This window comes from Pseudomonas sp. B611 (assembly GCF_055407965.1).
The window spans coordinates 14,277-32,769 of the sequence record NZ_JBUZST010000028.1 but is presented as its reverse complement, the minus strand read 5'-3'; the positions used below and the strand labels follow the sequence as shown (position 1 = coordinate 32,769).

The following is an 18,493-nucleotide window of genomic DNA, read 5'->3' as shown; positions in this document are numbered from 1 at the left end:
TTTTTACATAAGAGCATTTTGTCGGATATTTTTTTACACCCCGCGCCCCTTACGCAACAACACATCCAACTCATCCACCACCTCGGCCCAATCCGCATCCTTGCGTTTTTCTTCACGCAAAAACGCACTTTGGCTGGGTGTCCAGAAAAACGCATCGGCCAATTCCAGCTCTGGTTTGAGCGGCGAATGAACGGCCACAAACTGGTCAATGCTCACCGGGTCATCCGGCAGGCCAAGCTGTTTGAACAATGCAGGCAGGTCGTGCACAGGCGGTTCCATGGTGAGTCCCTGATCAATGAAAGTTAGACCGAGTCTAGCGGCAACCCTCGGGTTGCGCTGACGCGACGTTGCACAACACAAACAAACGCGCCCGCGCACCGCCGCCGTCCTGGCGACTGAGTTCGCGCCAGCCTTCTGGCAAGGGCGCAAAGTCGTCCGGAGCCTCGTTGCTGCTGATCAGCCACACGCGGCGGGTCTCGGCGGGCAATGCCGATAGACGGTCAAGGTAGATACGCCCGCCGTCCTGGTCCACCAAGGTGCCGAAGCCATAAGCGTTGGGCCGGGTGGGCGTGCCGTCAGGTTTTGGTGGGGTGTAGAGCTGCAATTGCGCGTCGGTCTGGTCGTAATACACGTAGCTCAGGTACCACATCATGTCGCTGAGGACGATGCGGTCGTCTTCCTGGTAATTGCGGTTGACGAATTCCACGGGCACGTTGAACTGGTCGTGTTCATCCACTGTGAAGTTGTTCTTCAGCCCCACCAGTTCCACCCCGACAAACAGCACGAACAACGCCGTCCCCAGCCAGGCCAGGCGCGACGGCAGGCGGTCGATGGCCAGGGCCACGAGGATCGGCAAGCCCAAGGCATACACCGTGAGGTAGCGCTCGATAAACACCGGGGAAACAAACGACACGCCGTACACCAGCAACAGCGGCACCAGTAAAAACAGGGCCAGCAGGCTGGCGGGCCGGTAGCGCTCGCGGTCGCGCCAGACAGTAATGCCCACGATGCTCAGCAGCAGCAACGGCAGTGCCCAAAACAGCGGCGGCCAGAAGCCCACGCCTTCGTCCTGCAACACGAACTGCCAGATCATCGACGGCAGGGACAGCAGGCCAACCGGGTCTTCCCAGCCAATGTCGCCGCCCACTTTGAGTTGTTCGACGTGCTGCACCAGGTCCAGCAGGTTCGGCAGCCAGGGCAGGTACAACAACACGATCACGCCGTTGGTCACCCACCAGGCCGGACGCGCCAGCAGGCGTTCGCCGCGCGGCTGGGTACGCCACAGCACGCCCAGGTAGGCCCAATGCACCAGCACACACAACGCGGTGAAGTAATGGGTATAGAAACCGGCGCTCATCAACACAACATACATCGCCAGGTAACGCGTGCGCTCGGGGTTGCGCACCCAGTACACCAGCGCCAACGTCGCGCCCAGCAGCCACACGCCGAGCAGCGAATACATGCGCACTTCCTGGCTGTAGCGCACCGCCGTCGGCAGCAGCGCCAACAACACTCCCGCTAGCACCGCAGCGCGACGGGTGGACAGTTGCCGCGTCAGCCAGATACCCAGGCCCACGGCGACTACGCCGGGGATCGCACTCATGCTGCGAATGGACCCGATGCTGTCGCCGAACAGTTCGATCCAGCCGCGCAGGATCAAGAAATACAGGGGCGGATGCACATCGTGGGCCGCGTGAAACCACAGGTCACCCACCGCGTACTCACTGAGCAGCAGGCTGGAGCCTTCGTCGCCCCAGATCGCCGCTGCCGTCAGCTGATAAAACCGCACGGCCATGGCCAACGCCAGGATCGGCACCCACCACAGGCGGCTGATCCAGCCGGCGCGCTCCCACGTGAGGCGGTTGTAGGTGGGCAACGCCCTGACCTTTTCGTTTTGCTCCACCACAGACCGACGCACCTCGATTCCCCTGCCACTGCGCAAACACCGCCACTCTAGGACAAAAGCCTGCAACTCGCTGCTGGTATCGGATAAATCAGTGATTTGCGTAGGCCTTCACCGAAGCTTTTGTGAGATCAGGCTATGATTGCCTCCCTCCAAGGACTCAGGATCAAGGACACGTCATGCGCATCGGTTTTCTGTCACCTCTGGCACTGGCTCTGTTGGCCAGCACTTCCCTGCCGGCACTGGCCAGCTCCGACGACTCTTGCTACCCCGACTGGCGGGTCTCGCGTGACAGCCTCGACACGTGCAACAACCTGCCTTTCCTGAGCCCGGGCAACGACAGCCGCGTCAACCTGCGCCTGTTGCTGGCCGACAAAAAAACCGTGGCGCTGACGCCCAACGCCTTGAACGAGGATGACCTGGCCCAGGGTTTCGGCCCGGTGCCGTTTGCGGTGTACCGCCTGACCCCGGTCGGCAGCGGCGAAACGCAACCCGACTCCGACGATTCCCCCACCGCCGAACTCGACACCCTGCTGGAACCCCTGGGCATCAAGCGCGAAGAGTACAAAACCGCCGGCGAAGCCTTCCTCAACGGCGAAGGCAGCCGCTGCCGCAGCAACGACGATGACAGCGCCACCGCGTTTATCCGCCAAGTGGTCAAGGCCGACATGCCAGCGGCCGAGCGCCAGCTTCTGGCGCAATCCCGCCTGCAACTGCTGGGCGCCTGCACCTGGGATGGCCCGGTCATCGCCGACCCGCAGCAGATCCAGTCCAGCGACGGCCAACTGTTTCGCACGTACCTGCAAGCCGCCGCCGACTTCTACAGCGGCCGCTTTGCCGAGGCTGAGCGCGGCTTCTCGGCGCTCGCCAGCGCCAATTCGCCATGGCTGAAAGAAACCGCGCTGTACATGACCGCCCGCACCGCGCTGAACCAGGCCCAGGCCAACACCTACGATGAATACGGTGTACCCAACCTTGAGCGTGTGGATAAGTCTGCACTGACCGCTGCCGAGCAGGGCTTTGGCAACTACCTGAAAACTTATCCACAGGGTGCCTACAGCGCCTCCGCACGTGGCCTGCTACGTCGCGTGTATTGGCTGGCAGATGACAACGTCAAACTCGCCGACGCCTACGCCTGGGGGCTGACCCAAGCCACCGAGGCGCAGCGCAATGTGTCGGTGGATGAACTGGTGGAAGAAGCCGACGTGAAGCTGCTGTCGGTGACCGGCGGGCCGATCGACACGCCGATGATTCAACTGGTCAGCGACCTGATGCGGATGCGGGCCCACACCCCGCCGACACTCACCCGCGACGACCTCGCCCAGCGCAAAGCCGTGTTTGCCAATGAGCCGGCGCTGTACGACTACCTGCTCGCGGCGTATGCGCTGTACGTCGAGCATCAACCCGACAGCGCCCTGAAGCACTTGCCCCAGGATGTGCCGTCGAGCCTGGATTATTTCGCCTTCAGCCAACAGACCCTGCGCGCACTGGCGCTGGAAGATAAAAAGGACTGGAAGGCCGCCGAGACCCTGTGGCTGCAACTGCTGCCGCTGGCCAAACAACCGCTGCAACGCGACCAGTTGGAGCTGGCCCTGGCCCTGCACTACGAGCGCAGCGGCCAATTGGCCAAGGTGTTTGCCGCCGACTCGCCGATCAGCGCCAAACAGGTGCGTTACATCTTGCTGCGCAACGTTGCCGGGCCTGACTTGCTGCGCCAACAACTCGCCCAGGCCAGCGACCCGCTGGAACGCGAGACCGCACAATTCGTGCTGCTCTACAAAAACCTGCTGCGCGGCCAGTTCGCCAGCTTCGCCGAAGACCTCAAGCAACTGCCGACGCCGGCCCCCGAGGACAAGCTCGGCACCAGCCTGGGCTATGTCTACAGCGCCAGCCAGACCTTGCGGTTGTTCCAGTGGAACGGCGACAAAGCCGAATCCGGCTACGCCTGCCCCAGCATCGCGCAAACCGCCGCGACCTTGCAGGCCGACGCCAAAAACCCACAGGGCTTGAACTGCCTCGGTGAGTTCATCCTGCGCAACAACCTCGACGGCATGCCACTGGAACAGGCCCGCGCCGCCGGCAGCCTGGGCAGCAGCGCGTCGGACTTCAAGGGCGAAACCTTCTCGCGCCTGGACGGCTACAAACAGGTGATCGGCGACGCCAAGGCGCCGAAGAACGACAAGGCCTATGCGCTGTTTCGGGCGATCAACTGCTACGCACCGGCCGGCTATAACAGCTGCGGCGGCCAGGACGTGACGCCGGCGGTGCGCAAAGCCTGGTTCCGCCAGCTCAAGAGCGGTTTCGCCGACACCCAGTGGGGCAAATCGGCGCAGTACTACTGGTGAAACACCTGTGGCTCGGCTTGCTGCTCCTCGCAAGCCCGGTGTTCGGCGCGGTGGACGCCCGCGACTACGACGCCTTCTGGCTGTGGAGCGGCGTCGCGCCCCAGCCAGTCCTCAAACAGGCCAACACCCTGTACATCCTCCAGGGCCAGATCAACTCCACCCGCCGCGCGCCCCAACGCGGCGTGCAGCTCATCGCCCAGGGCATCGGCATACCGCGCCTGACTCACGGCGACATCTGGGTGGTCTACCGCGCCCACACCCTGCACTGGCCCGAACCGGTCTACAGCCAAGTGCTGGGCCAAGTGCAACGCTGGCGCGACGCCGGCAACCCCGTGGTCGGCATCCAGATCGACTTCGACGCCCGTACCCAATACCTGCACGAATACGCCGATTTCCTGCGCGACCTGCGCCAACGCCTGCCGGCCGATTTGCGCCTGAGTATCACCGGCCTGATGGACTGGAGCAGCAACGCCGACCCGGCTGCTATCGCCCAACTCAAAGGCGTGGTGGATGAAGTGGTGGTGCAGACCTATCAAGGGCGCCACAGCATTGCGGATTACGCGGCGTATTTGCCCAGGATGAATCGCATGGGGCTGCCGTTCAAGGTGGGACTGATTCAGGGTGGGGTGTGGGAGGAGCCGGAGTATTTGAAGGGGAGTGAGTGGTTTCGGGGGTATGTGGTGTTTTTGCAGAATCGTTGAAGGCTTAGCGAACGCCAGTGCCTACAAACACTGGCGTGGAGCGTCACGCTAGGGGTGATACCACTCAGGCGGTTGCAGCGTCCAGGCAAAGGTCAAGCCAAACACTCCCATTCCGATGAGTATCCAGAGCCCATTCGCCCAGGTAAGTCGGCCGTTTGCATCACCGTCGGCGTCATCCTCGGTGAGATTGACCGCGTGCTGGATCTGAACCGCCAAGGCGGCGTCGAGGATCAACAGGCAGAAGCTGAGCTTCATCGCCGTCATGGGTTCAACCAGCCAAGTGATTGCCTGCGGTAGCAGCGCGCTCGCCGTCAGCGCGAGGGCCAGGCACCTAGGCCACCAGCGGTGGCGCGCGTCAGTCAACGCAAGTTTTTGCCTGACTTTCATCGCCAGTGAATAGTAGAAAAACACCGCAAACAGACCACGCGCCCATGGCCAAATTCGAGCACCACTTGCCTGGCGGTAATTGGCCCAATGCTTGTAGCTCCAATAAACGAGGTACAGACCTTGGGACAACACAACCATGAGCACCAATTTGCGCGGTGAAACCACAAAAAACGTGGGCTGAGGCACAGCCGGATGACGTAGATTGGCACGCGGGGGGGCGTAGGGATTATCGATAAACATTGAATCACGTCCTTGATTGGGGCCTGAAGGCTAATGCCCAAAACCGGCAATGCCTTCTGTGCCCACAAAATCAAGAACGCTCCTACGAAGGATTACTTACCAGTCGTACGTCAAACTCGACACCGCCGTACGCCCTTCGCCGTAGTAGCAATCCAGATCACTGGTGCACTGCGACACGTAGGTTTTGTTGGTGAGGTTCTGCACGTTCAACGCCAGTTTCACGCCCTTGAGTTTCAGCGGCGAACGGCTCAGGTCGTAGCTCAGGCTGGCATCGTAGACACTGTACGACGGCACGTTGAACGCGCCTTCGTAGTAGTCGCCTAGGCTTTGCCGTGCGTAACGCACGCCCAGTCCTGCGCCGAGGCCGGCCAGCGGGGTGTCGCCGACCACGGTGTAGTTGACCCACATCGAGGCGGTGAGCGGCGAGATACCAGCCGGGTGACGACCTTGGCGGCCCTCTTCGTCCTTGGTGTACTTGATGTCGTTGCGCGCGGCCGAGGCGATGATGTCCCAGGCGTCGCTGAGGACAGCCTTGGCTTCCAGCTCCACGCCCCGAGAGCGCATGGCGCCGCTCTGGGTGCTAAAGGTGTCGTTGGGGTTGGTGGTGATCACGTTTTCCTGGTCGAGTTGGTAGACCGACGCTTGCACGAAGCTCTTCTGGCCCGGCGGCTGGTACTTCACGCCGACTTCATATTGCTTGCCGGTAGACGGATCGAACGGCTTGCGATCGGCATCGGTGCCGGTCAGCGGCAGGAAGGATTCGGAGTAGCTGACAAACGGCGCCAGGCCGTTATCGAACAGGTACACCAAGCCCGCGCGGCCAGTGAAGGCTTCGTCCTTGCTGGCGAAGCGGGTGCCCTGCATCGGCTCCTTGTTGACCACGCTGGCCCAGTCATAACGGCCGCCGAGCACCAGCGCCCATTTGTCCCACTTGATCTGGTCCTGCACATACAGGCCGGTCTGGCTCAGGGTGCGGTCCCAGCGGTACGGCTGGCGGTAGTCGATGCGTTGGCCGTAGACCGGCTTGAACAGGTCGATCGCCGGCGCAGTACGGTCGTACAGGCCGTGGAACAGCGAGCCGGAATGGTAGTAATCCAGGCCGAAAATCATCGTATGGGCCAGCGCGCCGGTGTCGAATTCAGCCTGGGCGATGCTGTCGACGCCAAACACTTTGTTGTTCTGCGCCCAGTCCACCGCGTAGCGTTGCAGGTAGCGTTGGTCCTGCACACCGGTGGCCGGGTTGGCGATGAAAGCGTAGCCGTGCAACGGCGCGGTATAGCGGTCGTCAACCTCGGCGTAGCGGGCGTTTTGCTTGAGGGTCCAGGTGTCGTTGAGGCGATGGGAAACCTCGTAGCCCAGCACGTACTGCTCGCGGTTGTACTGGTTGACGCCGGGCTCGCCGATAAACAGGTCGCGCTTGATCTTGCCGTTGGGGTTGGCCCACAACGTGCCGGACGCCGGCAGGCCTTGGGCCTCGGGCACACCTTTGTCTTTCTGGTACTGGGCGAACAGGGTCACGCTGGTGTCGTCGTTGGGCCGCCAGGTGAGGCTGGGGGCGATGAACTGGCGTTTGTTTTCGACGTAGTTGATTTCGTCCTGGCCGTCGCTGAACAAGCCCGTCAGGCGATAGAGAAACTGCCCTTGTTCATCCAGTGGGCCGCCGAGGTCGATGGCCGCGCTTTTGTGCTCGTAAGTGCCGGCTTCCAGCACCACTTGGTGCACCGGGGTTTCGCTGGGGCGCTTGCTGACCATATTGACGATGCCGCCCGGCTGGTTCTGCCCGTACAACACCGAGGCCGGGCCCTTGAGCACTTCGATACGCTCCAGGGAATACGGCTCGATCTGCAACGCGCCACCGGTGCTGCCGCCGCCGTAGGGCAGGTGCAAACCATCAAGGTACAGCGGCGTCGGCGAGAAGCCGCGCGAGGTCGGTTCGTCAAACAATTTGACCCGGTCGGCAAAGCCGCCCGCCGCCATGCCCGGCGTGTAGAGCAACGCCTGGGTGACACTCTGCGCACCGCGCGCCTTGATCTCGGCGGCGCTGATCACGTTGATGGTCTGGGGGATTTCCACCAGCGCCGAGTCGGTCTTGCTCCCCGAGGCGCTGCGTGTGGCGACGATACCGTCCACCGGGCCCCAAGCGCTTTCCTGGGCCTGCTCGCCGCTGATCTGGGTGGCGCCCAATTGCAACGGGCCGCTGCCGGAAATCGCCTGCAATGACCAACCGCCCTGGGCCTGCACCGCCACCAACCCACTGCCGGCCAGCAACCGCTCCAACCCGGCGCCCACCGCGTAACGCCCTTGCAGGCCGGCGCTGCGCTTGCCCTCGGTGAGCGAAGCGTCCACCGAGAGCAAAATCCCCGAGGCGCTGGCGAAGCGGTTCAATGCCTGGTCGAGGTTGCCCGCCGGGATGTTATAGGCGCGTTGCGTTTCGGCGCTTTCGGCGGCTTGCACCAGGCTCGGCGCCAAGGGCACCGTCGCCAGCAGGCCGACAAACACGCCACGGCGCAGGGCGCGGGCCAAGGGTTTGATCTGGTGGTGCGGCATTGCAGGACTCCCCGTGAAATCGCTTCTTGATTGGCTTTCAAGAGGTATCCCGAGCGGGCCGCAGAAACCGACAAGTGCTTTGCAAAAATTTTTTTTCAGACCCGCGCCTTGATCGTCACCCAGTAGCGCGTGACCGCCTGCACCTGCACCGGCAACGAGCGCTCCAGCGCGGCGAGGATGGCATCGGTGTCGTCCAGCGGAAACACGCCGGTCAACAACAACCCGGCCACCGCCTGATCACAGCGCAGCAACCCGGGACGATAGCGGCTCAGTTGCGCGACGAACTCACCCAACGGCTGGCGTTCGGCGATCAGGCGGTGCTCGGTCCAACTGCTGCGGTTGGCGTCCACCGCCATCAGCGCCGAGCTTTGCCGGGGGTTGAACCACAGGCTGTCGCCGGCCTTCATCTGCACCGCCGCGCCGTGCAACGGGGTTATGCGCAAGCGGCCTTCGTACAGATCGACGCGGCTGCCGTCGGCCATTTCGCGCACGGCAAAACGGGTGCCCAGCGCCTGCACATCACCGGCCGGGGTTTCGACGATCAACGGGCGCACCGGATCGTGGCCGCTGGTCAGCAAGACCTCGCCACGGATCAGGCGGATGCGCCGCTCGGTGGCGCTGAAACGCAGGTCCACTGCGCTGTCGCTGTTGAGGTCCAGGCGCGTGCCGTCGCTGAGGGTGACATGGCGGATTTCACCGGTGGCGGTGCGATGCTCGGCGAACGCCGCTTGCCAGGGTTCGCTGCGCTGCACCAGGTAACCGCTGCCGCCGGCCAGCAACAACAGGCCGAGCAGCTTGAGGGCAGCGCGGCGCTGGGGGTCCGGGGTGTCGCGCAACACCGCGCGGGCGCTGTCGGCGGGCACGCCGCCGAGGGTTTGTTGCAAGTGCTGCAAGCGTTGCCAGGCGCGGCGGTGCTCCGGGTCGGCGGCCTGCCACTGGGCAAACGCCTGGCGTTGCTCACCGTGCAGGTCGCCGCCCCATTGCAGCATCAGCCATTCGCTGGCTTGCTCGACAACGGCCGGGGCGATGGGCGCGTCGTGTCTCATTCGGCGTAGGCCACTTGGTAGCAGGCGACGATGGCGCGGGTCATGTACTTCTGCACCGAGCTGAGGCTCACCCCCAGGCGCTCGGCAATCTGCGCGTAGCTCAGGCCTTCGAACTGCGACAGCAGGAAGGCACGGCGCACGTTGTCGGGCATGCGGTCGAGCATGGCGTCGATCTGCATCAGGGTTTCGAGGATCAGCGCGCGGGTTTCCAGGGACGGTGACTCCGGCTCCGGCAGGTGCGCGATGCTGTCCAGGTACGCGCGCTCGATGCGCAGGCGCCGCCATTGGTCGATCACCAGGTTGCGGGCGATCTGCACCAGGTAGCTGCGGCTTTCCTTGTCACCGGGAAAGCGCCCCGACACCAGCAGGCGCAGGAAGGTGTCCTGGGCCACATCGGCGGCGTGCTCACGGTCGCCCAGGCGTTTGCGCAGCCAGCCTTGCAGCCAACCGTGATGGTCGCGGTACAGGAGGTGAAGCTGTTGCTGGCCGTCAGTCGCGCTGTCCATGAAAAAGCTCAGATACACTATTGAGAGCAATTATCATTACAGTTTATTTCGCGACTGACAAAAACTCTTTGTACTTAACGCCCGGCGGTGTGCAGCGGATACACCGATTCCCAGCCACCGCCCAACGCTTTGTACAGGCCAACCATGGCCAGGGACACGCCGGTGGAGCTTTCCACCCATTGCTCTTGCGTGGCCAGCAGCGCGCCTTGCACGGTGAGGACGTTGACGAAATCCACCACGCCTTCGACGTACTGATGTTGTGCCGTGACCAGGGCGATCTGGTTCTGACGCACCGCTTCGGCCAGGCTGTCGCGGCGCAGTTGGCTGGCGTTGTAGCGGGTCAGTTGGTCGTCGATCTCATGCCAGGCGCGCAGCACGGTCTGCTGGTACGCCAGCGCCGCTTCCTGTTGCTGGGCTTCGCGCAGGTTCAGCATGCCTTCCAGACGCCCGCCATTGAACAGCGGCAGGCTGAACTGCGGGCCGAAGGCAAAAGCGCGTGAGCCCCACGAGCCGAAATCCGTCAATTGCATGGCCTGGGAACCCAGGCTGCCGGACAAAGTGATGCGCGGGTAGAAATCGCCTTTGGCCACGCCGATATTCGCGGTGGCCGCGTGCAAGCGCGCTTCGGCCTGACGGATATCCGGGCGCCGTTCGGCCAGCTCCGACGGCAGGCCAATGGCGACCTGGCGCTGGGTTTGCGGCACGGCGGCGTCTTTGGACAGTTGCGCGTGCAGCGCTTGCGGCGGCTCGCCCATCAGCAGGCTCAGGGCGTTGATCAACTGGTCCTGGCGCTGCTGCAAATCCGGCAGGCGCGCTTCGATGGTCGCGACTTGGGCGGCGGCTTCGGCCACGTCCAGGTCGGTCGCCACGCCGTCGGCCAGGCGCAGTTGCGAGAGCTTGAGGCTGTGGCGCGCCACGTCGAGGTTTTGCTCGGTGACGGCGCGGGTGTTTTGCACGCCGCGCAGCTGGATGTAGTCCTGGGCGGTTTCAGCGAGTACCGCGAGCAGCACCGCGCGACGGTCGTTTTCGGCGACTTGCAAGGTGGCATCGGCGGCTTCGGTTTCGCGTTTGACGCGGCCCCAGAAATCCAGCTCCCAGGATGCCGAGAAGCCCGCATCCCACTGGTTGAACGCGGCGCGACCGTTCTCGCCGGACGGGTCGCTCAAGCCTTTACCGCTGTTGCGCTTGCGCTGGTAAGCGCCTGTCGCATCGACGTTGGGGTAACGCTCGGCGGTGGTTACCTGGCGCACCGCACGGCTTTGTTGCAGGCGGCTGCTGGCGAGTTTCAGGTCGAGGTTGTCGGTGAGCGCGCGGCGGGTCAGGGCCGAGAGTTGCGCGTCGTGGAACACGTCCCACCAACGCTCTTGCAGCGGGTCGCTGACGGCGCGGCTGGCGGCTTGGCGGCCTTGGGGTTCGCTCCATTGCGTCACTGCTGCGCTTTGCGGTTTGTGGAAATCCGGGCCGACGGTGCAGGCGCTCAGGCTGATAAGGCTCAAGGTGAGCCAGGCGACTCGTTTCATTGCTGGGCCACCTCACGCTGCTGCGCCACCGGTTGCGTATCGACGCTGGCTTCCACCGACATGCCCACGCGCAGGCGCTCAGTCAGCGCCTGGCCCGGCTCCAGCACGATCTTCACCGGAATGCGTTGCACCACCTTGGTGAAGTTGCCGGTGGCGTTGTCTGGCTTGACCGACGCGAACGTCACCCCCGTCGCCGGCGCGAGGCTTTCCAGATGGCCATTGAGCAGCTCGCCGTCGAGGCTATCGACGCGCACCTGCACGGTTTGGCCGGCGTGCATATGGGAGAGCTGGGTCTCCTGAAAATTGGCCACCACGTAGGCCTCGGCCAACGGCACCACGGCGAGGATCTTGCTGCCCGGCGTCACATAGGCGCCGACGCGCACCGCGCGCTCGCCAACCATGCCGTCCACCGGCGCGACGATGCGCGTGTACGACAGTTGGTAGCTGGCCATTTCCAGCGCGGCCTGGGCGCGTTTGAGCCCGCCTTCGGCGGCATCGCGCTGGGCGCTGAGGATTTCCACTTGCTTGCGTTCGGCCGCGAGCACCGCCGTGGCGTTGGCCAGGCGCGCGGTGGCCTGGTCGATGCGGGTCTTGGCCTGCTGGGCGTTCTGCACAGTGCCCGCGCCGACACCGGCGAGGTGGTTGTAGCGGTTCAGTTCGTGTTCGGCGAAGGCCATTTCGGCGCGGTCGGCGGCGACGGTGGCCTGGGCCTGGGCGATCACCGAGCTTTGGCGCTCCAGGGTGGCGCTGGCGTTTTTCAGTTGGGCGCGAGCGACCAGGGTATCGGCGTCGGCGGCTTGGGCGGCGGCACGAAAGTCGCGGTCGTCGATCAGCGCCAGCAGTTGCCCGGCCTTGACGCGCTGGTTGTCCTCGACCAGCACTTCCTTGATAAAACCGGCCACACGCGGCGCCACCAGGGTGAAGTCGGCGGCGACGAAGGCGTCGTTGGTGGTCTGGCGCTTGCTGCCGAGCACGCCCGGTGCAACCAGGTACACCAGCATGCCGACGGCAAATACGGCGATAACGGTGACGGCAATTTTGTCTTTGCGTTTCATGAACAGTCCTTTAATCAAGTCGGTGCGCGCGGCGGAAAGATCCGCGTGGGCATCCAGAAAATCAGCAGGATCAACGCCACCGCGACCGCGGCCATGACGTAATACAGATCCGAAGAAGTCAGCACCACGGCCTGCTCGTGCAGGCGGTGCGCCAGGCCCGGCGCGTCGCCGTCGGCCAGGGGCGAATTGCCCAGACGGTCCACCAACATGGTCGAGTGGAAGTGCAGGCGCTGGGTGGTCAGCGTGTCGATCACGCCAGTGGCGATCACGGCGGCCAGGCCTTTGACGGTGTTGAACCAGGCCGAGGCGAACGGCCCGTCGGTGGGTTGGATGCTGCCGGTGGAGAGCATCAGCAACGGCAACACCGCCATCGGCTGCCCGAAGATTTGCAGCAGGTACAGGCCGTAGAAATCGTCGCGAATCCATTCAGACGTGAGATGCGCACTGCCCACGCAGCACAGCACCAGCATGCCCAGGCCTAGGCCCAGCACCCAGCGACAATCGACCCAGCGCAAGTTGCACAACGCCGCTACCAGCGGCAGCGCGATCAATTGCGGCAGCGCCATCAGCAGCATCACCGGCGCGGTTTGCAGTGGGCGATAGCCTTGCACCTGAGCGAGAAAACTCGACGGGATGATAATCACCGAGGTCAGCACCATCAGCACGCCGGCCAACACGATCAGGGCAAACGCCAGGTTGCGCAGGCCGAGCATTTGCAGCTTGAAGAACGGCATCGGGTGCGACCATTCATTGATCATAAACAGCACCAGCAAAACCGTACCGCCGCTGAGCAGGAAGGTGATCAGCCCCGACTCGAACCAGTCCAGGCGATTGCCTTGGAGGATGCCGATCACCAGCATGCAGATCGCCGGGAACCCCAGCAGCAGGCCGCGCCAGTTGAATTGCTTGAAGCGCTCCAGGCGCAGTGGATCTTGCGGCAGGCCGTAGGCCACGGCGGCCATCGCCAACAGGCACGGCGCGACGATCTGCCAGAACGCCCATTGCCAGCCGACGTATTCGGTCCACAACGCCGCCAACGGCGTGCCGAGGCTCGGGCCGAAGGTGGCGGTGAGCGCGTAGCCGGCCAGGCCGTACAGCTTGACGTTGGCCGGCAGGAAACGCAGCGCCACGGTCATCAGCATCGGCGGCAGCGCGCCACCGGCCAGGCCTTGCACGGTGCGCAGCAGCAACAGGCTTTCGTAGTTCGGCGCGAACGGACACAGGATGCCCAACAAGGTGAACAGGCCAATGGCGCAGAGGGTGAAGCGGCGCAGGGAAAACGTCACCGAACACCAGGGCGCAAACGCCATGGCCGCGACGGAGGTGGCGGTGTAGGCAGCGACCAGCCAGGTGCCTTCGTCAAAGCCGATGTACAGCGCGCCACGGATGTCGGCGAGGGCGACCTTGGTGACCATCTCGTTGAGGCCGGACACCAGTACCGCCAACAACACGCCGACCAGGCCGATGATGATGCGCGGGCCGAAGACGGGCGGGGTGATGGCGATGGGTTTGGCTGCGGCCTGGAGTGCGGGGGCAGCGAGGGAAGTCATGAACGGATAACTCGGAATGGGAAATACCCGAGCAGTTTAATCAGGCACACACATGACAAAAAGTTACATGTCGGCAGCTTATAAGTGCGCCAGACGCAATGCTCAAACCCAACACGAATTCCTGTGGGAGCTGGCTTGTGTGGGAGCGGGCTTGCTCGCGAATGCGGTGGGTCATTCACATAATGTGTTTCTGACACTCCGCTTTCGCGAGCAAGCCCGCTCCCACATTTTGAACCGCGTTCACTTTAGGTCGGTTGGGCTTCCAGCCACGTGGCGTGGCAGCTTTCGCGCATGGTCTCGCGCAGCCACTTATGTGCCGGGTCTTTGTCGAAGCGCGGGTGCCAGGATTGCGCCAATACCAGCGTCGGCAGGGAGATCGGCAGGGCAAACGCGCGCAGTGGCAACTTGAGGCGGTTGGCGCTGTAGAGCGCTTCCTTGGGCACCGGCAGGATCAGGTCGGAGTCGGGCAGCATGAACATCGCGCCATGAAACCCCGGCGCGATCATCGCCACGCGGCGCTCCAGGCCTTGGGCGTTCAACGCGGTATCAATCGGCCCTCGGGCAATGCCGCGCCGCGAGATGCTGATGTGGGAATAGCTGGCAAAGCGCGCGGCGGTGATGTCGTCGTCGAACAGGGGGTGGTCTTCCCGCGCCAGGCCGACAAAGGTGGTGGAAAACAGGTTCTGCACCTTCACCTCCGGGCTGCTGGGCATGGTGTTGCTCACCCGCAGGTCCAGGCGTCCTTCGCGCAGCGCTTCGTCGTCGGTGTCGCCTTCGGGCACGAAGCACAGCTCGCACAGCGGCGCCATGCGCTCCATGGTGTCGAACAGGCGACCGCCGTACACGCCGATAAAGAAATCATTGGCGCGCACGCTGAAACGACGGCGCAAGGTGCTCAGGTCCACCTGGTCCGCCGAACGAAACACCAGCGCTGCCTGTTCCACCACGTTGCGCACCTGGGCTTGCAGCTGCAGCGCCTTGGGCGTCGGCACCAGGCCGCGACCAGCACGCACCAGGATCGGGTCGCCCACCGCTTCGCGAATCCGCGTGAGGGTGCGGCTCATGGCCGCCGGGCTGAGGTTCATGCGGCGCGCGGCGCCGACGACGCTGCCCTCGTCGAGCAAGGCGTCGAGGGCGACCAGCAGGTTCATGTCCGGTAGTTGCATGCCAAGCACTCGTGGTTCGTTGGGAGTGAATTGCGCGCAATCGTAGCAGGCTTTACAGGTAGCGCCGCAGGCTGCGGGGCAGGTAATTGGCGTAGGGGGCTTTGGGATTCGCCTGACACTTTTTCACGATGTCCGGCAGGGCGTTTTCCAGCTCGTCGGCTTGGATCAGGCTTTGGTTGTAGTCGCTTTTACCGCTCAGCGCCGAGAACATCACCGCAACACGGGTGATGGCAAAGCTCTTCATCTGGACGAGCGGGCGAGAGGGGTGATCGCGGCGGAACTGGACGACTTCGTCGTTCAACGCGCTGCAGGATTGATAGGTCGTTTGGGTGAAGGTCAGCCGCTCGGATTCCTTCCTCGGCGGTTCAGGCGTGAAAATCATGTCGTTCTGCGCCTCCAGCACGGCCAGCCGCTCGGCCGTCACCGTCCAGGGTTTGAAGCGCCACAGCTGCGCGCCCTCCACCGCCGCTACGCCGAACTCGGGGCGGGTGGCAGAGAGCGCTTTTACATCGCTGACCGAACCGTCGTTGTGGATGTTCAAGCTGATGCGCGCGTGCCCCTGGGTGTTGGTCAACGATGCGGGATAAACCGGTTTGGGCATGGACACGGCTTCGGGCACAAACTCCGCCAACGCCGAGGTCGATAACAACAAGGCCGCCGCCAAGACAAAAAAGCGCATGTTCGTAAATCCTTTTACCAGAGCCGCTCGACGCCATCGTAGCGTCAAAATCGGCCGGCATTATCGGGTTCACGGCGGGCAAAGAGCAATCATTCCTGTTTAGCGCTGCATGCCCCAGCGCTTCACGGTGAGGCGCTCGAAGGTGTCAAACACCAGGTTCTCCACTAGCAGGCCAATCAGGATCACCACGGCCAGCCCGGCAAACACCTTGTCGGTGTACAGTTCATTGCGGTTCTGGAAAATGTACCAACCCAGGCCGCCCTTGCCGCTGGTTGCACCAAACACCAGCTCGGCGGCGATCAGGGTGCGCCAGGCGAACGCCCAGCCAATCTTGAGGCCGGCGAGGATCGACGGCAGCGCGGCCGGGATCAGGATGAACAGCACAAAGCGCATGCCCTTGAGGCCGTAGTTGCGACCGGCCATGCGCAGGGTTTCGGACACGCCAAGAAACCCCGAATAGGTGTTCAGCGCCAGCGCCCACAACACCGAATGCACCAGCACGAAGATCAGGCTGTTCTGCCCCAGGCCAAACCACAGCAGCGCCAACGGCAGCAGTGCAATTGCCGGCAACGGGTTGAACATCGAGGTCAGGGTGCTGAGCAGATCGCGGCCCAATTGGGTCGAGACCGCCAGGGTAGTCAGGGCAAACGCCAGCACGATGCCGATCAGGTAGCCCTTGAGCAGCACCACCAGCGAGATGCTCACCTTGCTCAGCAACTCGCCGCTGAGCAGGCCGTCGTAGAGCGCAGCAAAGGTCTGCAAGAAGCTCGGCAGCAGCAGGTCGTTGTTCTGATAGCGCGCGACGGCTTCCCAGAGGATCGCCAGCACGATCAGGATCAAACCCTTGCGCAGCCAGCCTTGCTGCCACAGGCGTTGACGCAGGGGCAGCTCGCGTTCCACGGGGACGCTGAGCAGGGGTTCGAGGTGTATTTCGTATTCTTGGCGCACAAGTTGCCCCTCAGTAAGCGATGCGAATATCGGCGAAGCCCAGCGCTTGCTCGGCCTCGGGCGCTTCATCGAACAACAGGCGATGAATCCGCCGCGCCGACGCCTGGAATTCCACACCGCCCAGGCTGTGCAGGTCGTATTGATGGCTGTGGATTTCTGCGCGCACGCGCCCCGGATGGGGCGACAGCAGCAGGATGCGATTGCCCACCACCAGCGCTTCTTCAATGGAGTGGGTGACAAACAGCAGGGTGAAGCGCACTTCTTCCCAGAGCAGCAGCAACTCTTCCTGCATCTTGCGTCGGGTCAGGGCGTCGAGAGCGGCGAAGGGCTCGTCCATCAACAGGATTTTCGGCTGCATGGCCAGCGCGCGAGCAATCGCCACACGGGCTTTCATGCCGCCGGAAAGGGTATGCGGGTAAGCATCGGCGAAAGCACTCAGGCCGACTTTTTCCAGGTAGTGCAGCGCACGTTCTTCAGCTTCACGACGCTTCAAGGTTTTGGACGCCAGCAGCGGGAACATCACGTTCTGCTTGACGGTTTTCCACGGCGGCAACTGGTCGAATTCCTGGAACACCACGATGCGGTCCGGTCCGGGTTGCTCGACCTTTTGCCCGAGCAGGCGGATCTCGCCTTCGCAGGGTTTGATAAACCCGGCGATGGACTTGAGCAAGGTGGATTTACCGCAACCCGAGGGGCCGAGCAGCACGTAGCGGTCGGCCGGGTCGATCTCGAAACTGACCTGGTGGGTGGCCCGCACCACGCGTTCGGGGGTGCGGTATTCCAGGCTGACGTTATCCACCGCCAGCAACGGGGCGACGGTGTGCAGGTTGCTGGCCGCGTGGCCTTGCAAGGGCGCGTTCATCTCAACTTCCTTGCAGCGGCTTGGCGTCCTGGAAGAAGTAGTCCTTCCACGATTCAGGCTTGTGCTTGATGGCGCCGACGCGGTAGAGGAATTCCGCCAGCGGGTAGGTGTTTTTCGGCGTGATGCTGAATTCGAACTGCGGGTTGTCGATGATTTTCAGCAACTCGGCGCGGTCGATCTTGGCCTTGGTCACGCGGATGTATGTGTCGGCAGCCGCGCCTTTGTCGTTCTGGGCGAACTGCGCGGCTTCGGTCAATGCGTCGATGAAGGCCTTGTAGGTTTTCGGGTTGTCGTTGCGGAATTTCTCGGTGGCAAACAGCACGGTCGGCGAGTTCGGGCCGAACAAGTCATAGGTGTTCAGCACCACATGCACGTTGGGGTTGGCCAGAGCCTGGTCCTGAAACGGCGGGTTGGAAAAGTGCCCGGTCAACTCGGTACCGCCGGCGATCAGTGCAGCCGTGGCGTCGGGGTGCGGGACGGCGACGGTGTACTTGTCGAGGCGGTTGAATTCCTTGTCGCCCCACTGCTTGGCGGCGGCGTATTGCAGGAAGCGCGACTGTACCGACACGCCCACTGCCGGGACGGCGATGCGGTCTTTCTCGGTGAAATCGGCGATGGTCTTGACCTTGGGATTGTTGCTCACCAGGTAGTAGGGGAAGTTGCCCAAGGACGCGACCGCCTTGACGTTCTGCTTGCCGTGGGTGCGGTCCCAGATGGTCAGCAGCGGGCCGGTGCCGGCGCCGGCAATGTCGATGGAACCGGACAGCAAGGCGTCGTTGACCGCTGCGCCACCGGACAGTTGGGTCCAGTCGACCTTGATGTCGATGCCTTCCTGCTTGCCGTATTTCTCGATGAGGTTTTGGTCGCGCACCACGTTAAGCAACAGGTAGACGATACCGAACTGCTCGGCGATGCGGATCTCGCCTTCGGCCTGCGCGGCCGTCGGTGCAACAAGGCTGCCGGCCAGCAGGCTGACACCCAGGCCGACAGTCGCGGCCAGCCGTGCGAATGGAATTCTCTTGGACATGGTCATGCTCC

General features: G+C 63.3%; 16 protein-coding genes. 2 read left to right on the top strand and 14 right to left on the bottom strand.

Annotation, left to right across the window (positions count from 1 at the left end):
• Nucleotides 1-33 precede the first annotated feature (33 nt).
• On the bottom strand, nt 34-279 hold the full coding sequence (locus ACZRMO_RS28990; RefSeq protein ID WP_124526280.1) for a DUF2789 domain-containing protein: 246 nt from the start codon (nt 277-279) through the stop codon (nt 34-36).
• Between the two features lie 34 nt (nt 280-313).
• Nucleotides 314-1,918 carry a glycosyltransferase family 39 protein gene (locus ACZRMO_RS28985; RefSeq protein ID WP_463975127.1) on the bottom strand — a complete coding sequence of 535 codons (1,605 nt, stop codon included), beginning with the start codon at nt 1,916-1,918 and terminating at the stop codon, nt 314-316.
• 164 nt (nt 1,919-2,082) lie between these two features.
• On the opposite strand from ACZRMO_RS28985, the gene ACZRMO_RS28980 reads away from it, so the two are divergent.
• Both ACZRMO_RS28980 and ACZRMO_RS28975 read left to right on the top strand, forming a co-directional pair.
• The gene (locus ACZRMO_RS28980; protein ID WP_463975126.1) at nt 2,083-4,248 is read left to right on the top strand and encodes a PA5441 family protein; all 2,166 of its coding nucleotides are present in this window, start codon (nt 2,083-2,085) and stop codon (nt 4,246-4,248) included.
• Nucleotides 4,245-4,949 carry a DUF3142 domain-containing protein gene (locus tag ACZRMO_RS28975; protein ID WP_463975125.1) on the top strand — a complete coding sequence of 235 codons (705 nt, stop codon included), beginning with the start codon at nt 4,245-4,247 and terminating at the stop codon, nt 4,947-4,949. Before ACZRMO_RS28980 ends, ACZRMO_RS28975 begins: the two co-directional genes overlap by 4 nt.
• Before the next feature lie 48 nt (nt 4,950-4,997).
• Here ACZRMO_RS28975 and ACZRMO_RS28970 read toward each other — a convergent pair whose 3' ends face one another.
• The 12 genes from ACZRMO_RS28970 to ACZRMO_RS28915 all read right to left on the bottom strand — a co-directional run bounded on the left by ACZRMO_RS28970 (nt 4,998) and on the right by ACZRMO_RS28915 (nt 18,482).
• On the bottom strand, nt 4,998-5,576 hold the full coding sequence (locus ACZRMO_RS28970; RefSeq protein WP_463975124.1) for a hypothetical protein: 579 nt from the start codon (nt 5,574-5,576) through the stop codon (nt 4,998-5,000).
• A 96-nt stretch (nt 5,577-5,672) separates the two neighbouring features.
• Nucleotides 5,673-8,123, bottom strand: a complete 2,451-nt coding sequence (locus ACZRMO_RS28965; RefSeq protein ID WP_463975123.1) for a TonB-dependent siderophore receptor — start codon at nt 8,121-8,123, stop codon at nt 5,673-5,675.
• 95 nt (nt 8,124-8,218) lie between these two features.
• Entirely contained in the window at nt 8,219-9,169 is a 951-nt protein-coding gene (locus ACZRMO_RS28960; protein ID WP_463975122.1) for a FecR domain-containing protein, read from the bottom strand.
• A complete protein-coding gene (locus ACZRMO_RS28955; protein WP_124526287.1) occupies nt 9,166-9,675 on the bottom strand; it encodes a sigma-70 family RNA polymerase sigma factor in 510 nt (169 codons plus the stop codon). The genes ACZRMO_RS28960 and ACZRMO_RS28955 overlap by 4 nt, the downstream gene beginning before the upstream one ends.
• A 74-nt stretch (nt 9,676-9,749) precedes the next feature.
• Entirely contained in the window at nt 9,750-11,195 is a 1,446-nt protein-coding gene (locus ACZRMO_RS28950) for an efflux transporter outer membrane subunit (protein ID WP_463975121.1), read from the bottom strand.
• A complete protein-coding gene (locus ACZRMO_RS28945; protein ID WP_463975120.1) occupies nt 11,192-12,250 on the bottom strand; it encodes an HlyD family secretion protein in 1,059 nt (352 codons plus the stop codon). The genes ACZRMO_RS28950 and ACZRMO_RS28945 overlap by 4 nt, the downstream gene beginning before the upstream one ends.
• 14 nt (nt 12,251-12,264) lie before the next feature.
• Nucleotides 12,265-13,800, bottom strand: a complete 1,536-nt coding sequence (locus ACZRMO_RS28940; RefSeq protein ID WP_463975119.1) for an MFS transporter — start codon at nt 13,798-13,800, stop codon at nt 12,265-12,267.
• A gap of 245 nt (nt 13,801-14,045) precedes the next feature.
• Complete coding sequence (locus tag ACZRMO_RS28935) at nt 14,046-14,966, bottom strand: LysR family transcriptional regulator (protein ID WP_463975118.1); 921 nt, start codon at nt 14,964-14,966, stop codon at nt 14,046-14,048.
• Nucleotides 14,967-15,018: 52 nt separating this feature from the next.
• Entirely contained in the window at nt 15,019-15,645 is a 627-nt protein-coding gene (locus ACZRMO_RS28930; protein ID WP_463975117.1) for a TonB family protein, read from the bottom strand.
• A 99-nt stretch (nt 15,646-15,744) separates the two neighbouring features.
• A complete protein-coding gene (locus ACZRMO_RS28925; RefSeq protein ID WP_207040836.1) occupies nt 15,745-16,593 on the bottom strand; it encodes an ABC transporter permease subunit in 849 nt (282 codons plus the stop codon).
• Between the two features lie 10 nt (nt 16,594-16,603).
• On the bottom strand, nt 16,604-17,455 hold the full coding sequence (locus ACZRMO_RS28920; protein WP_463975116.1) for an ABC transporter ATP-binding protein: 852 nt from the start codon (nt 17,453-17,455) through the stop codon (nt 16,604-16,606).
• A 1-nt stretch (nt 17,456) separates the two neighbouring features.
• Nucleotides 17,457-18,482 (bottom strand): ABC transporter substrate-binding protein, encoded by a 1,026-nt coding sequence (locus ACZRMO_RS28915; RefSeq protein WP_463975115.1) that lies wholly within the window; start codon nt 18,480-18,482, stop codon nt 17,457-17,459.
• Nucleotides 18,483-18,493: the final 11 nt, after the last annotated feature.

What these genes read in the sequence shown, in the direction of transcription:
- ACZRMO_RS28990 (WP_124526280.1), bottom strand. Translation starts at nt 279, where the DNA reads ATGGAACCGCCTGTGCACGACCTGCCTGCATTGTTCAAACAGCTTGGC.
- ACZRMO_RS28980 (WP_463975126.1), top strand. Translation starts at nt 2,083, where the DNA reads ATGCGCATCGGTTTTCTGTCACCTCTGGCACTGGCTCTGTTGGCCAGC.
- ACZRMO_RS28970 (WP_463975124.1), bottom strand. Translation starts at nt 5,576, where the DNA reads ATGTTTATCGATAATCCCTACGCCCCCCCGCGTGCCAATCTACGTCAT.
- ACZRMO_RS28965 (WP_463975123.1), bottom strand. Translation starts at nt 8,123, where the DNA reads ATGCCGCACCACCAGATCAAACCCTTGGCCCGCGCCCTGCGCCGTGGC.
- ACZRMO_RS28960 (WP_463975122.1), bottom strand. Translation starts at nt 9,169, where the DNA reads ATGAGACACGACGCGCCCATCGCCCCGGCCGTTGTCGAGCAAGCCAGC.
- ACZRMO_RS28955 (WP_124526287.1), bottom strand. Translation starts at nt 9,675, where the DNA reads ATGGACAGCGCGACTGACGGCCAGCAACAGCTTCACCTCCTGTACCGC.
- ACZRMO_RS28950 (WP_463975121.1), bottom strand. Translation starts at nt 11,195, where the DNA reads ATGAAACGAGTCGCCTGGCTCACCTTGAGCCTTATCAGCCTGAGCGCC.
- ACZRMO_RS28945 (WP_463975120.1), bottom strand. Translation starts at nt 12,250, where the DNA reads ATGAAACGCAAAGACAAAATTGCCGTCACCGTTATCGCCGTATTTGCC.
- ACZRMO_RS28940 (WP_463975119.1), bottom strand. Translation starts at nt 13,800, where the DNA reads ATGACTTCCCTCGCTGCCCCCGCACTCCAGGCCGCAGCCAAACCCATC.
- ACZRMO_RS28935 (WP_463975118.1), bottom strand. Translation starts at nt 14,966, where the DNA reads ATGCAACTACCGGACATGAACCTGCTGGTCGCCCTCGACGCCTTGCTC.
- ACZRMO_RS28930 (WP_463975117.1), bottom strand. Translation starts at nt 15,645, where the DNA reads ATGCGCTTTTTTGTCTTGGCGGCGGCCTTGTTGTTATCGACCTCGGCG.
- ACZRMO_RS28920 (WP_463975116.1), bottom strand. Translation starts at nt 17,455, where the DNA reads ATGAACGCGCCCTTGCAAGGCCACGCGGCCAGCAACCTGCACACCGTC.
- ACZRMO_RS28915 (WP_463975115.1), bottom strand. Translation starts at nt 18,482, where the DNA reads ATGTCCAAGAGAATTCCATTCGCACGGCTGGCCGCGACTGTCGGCCTG.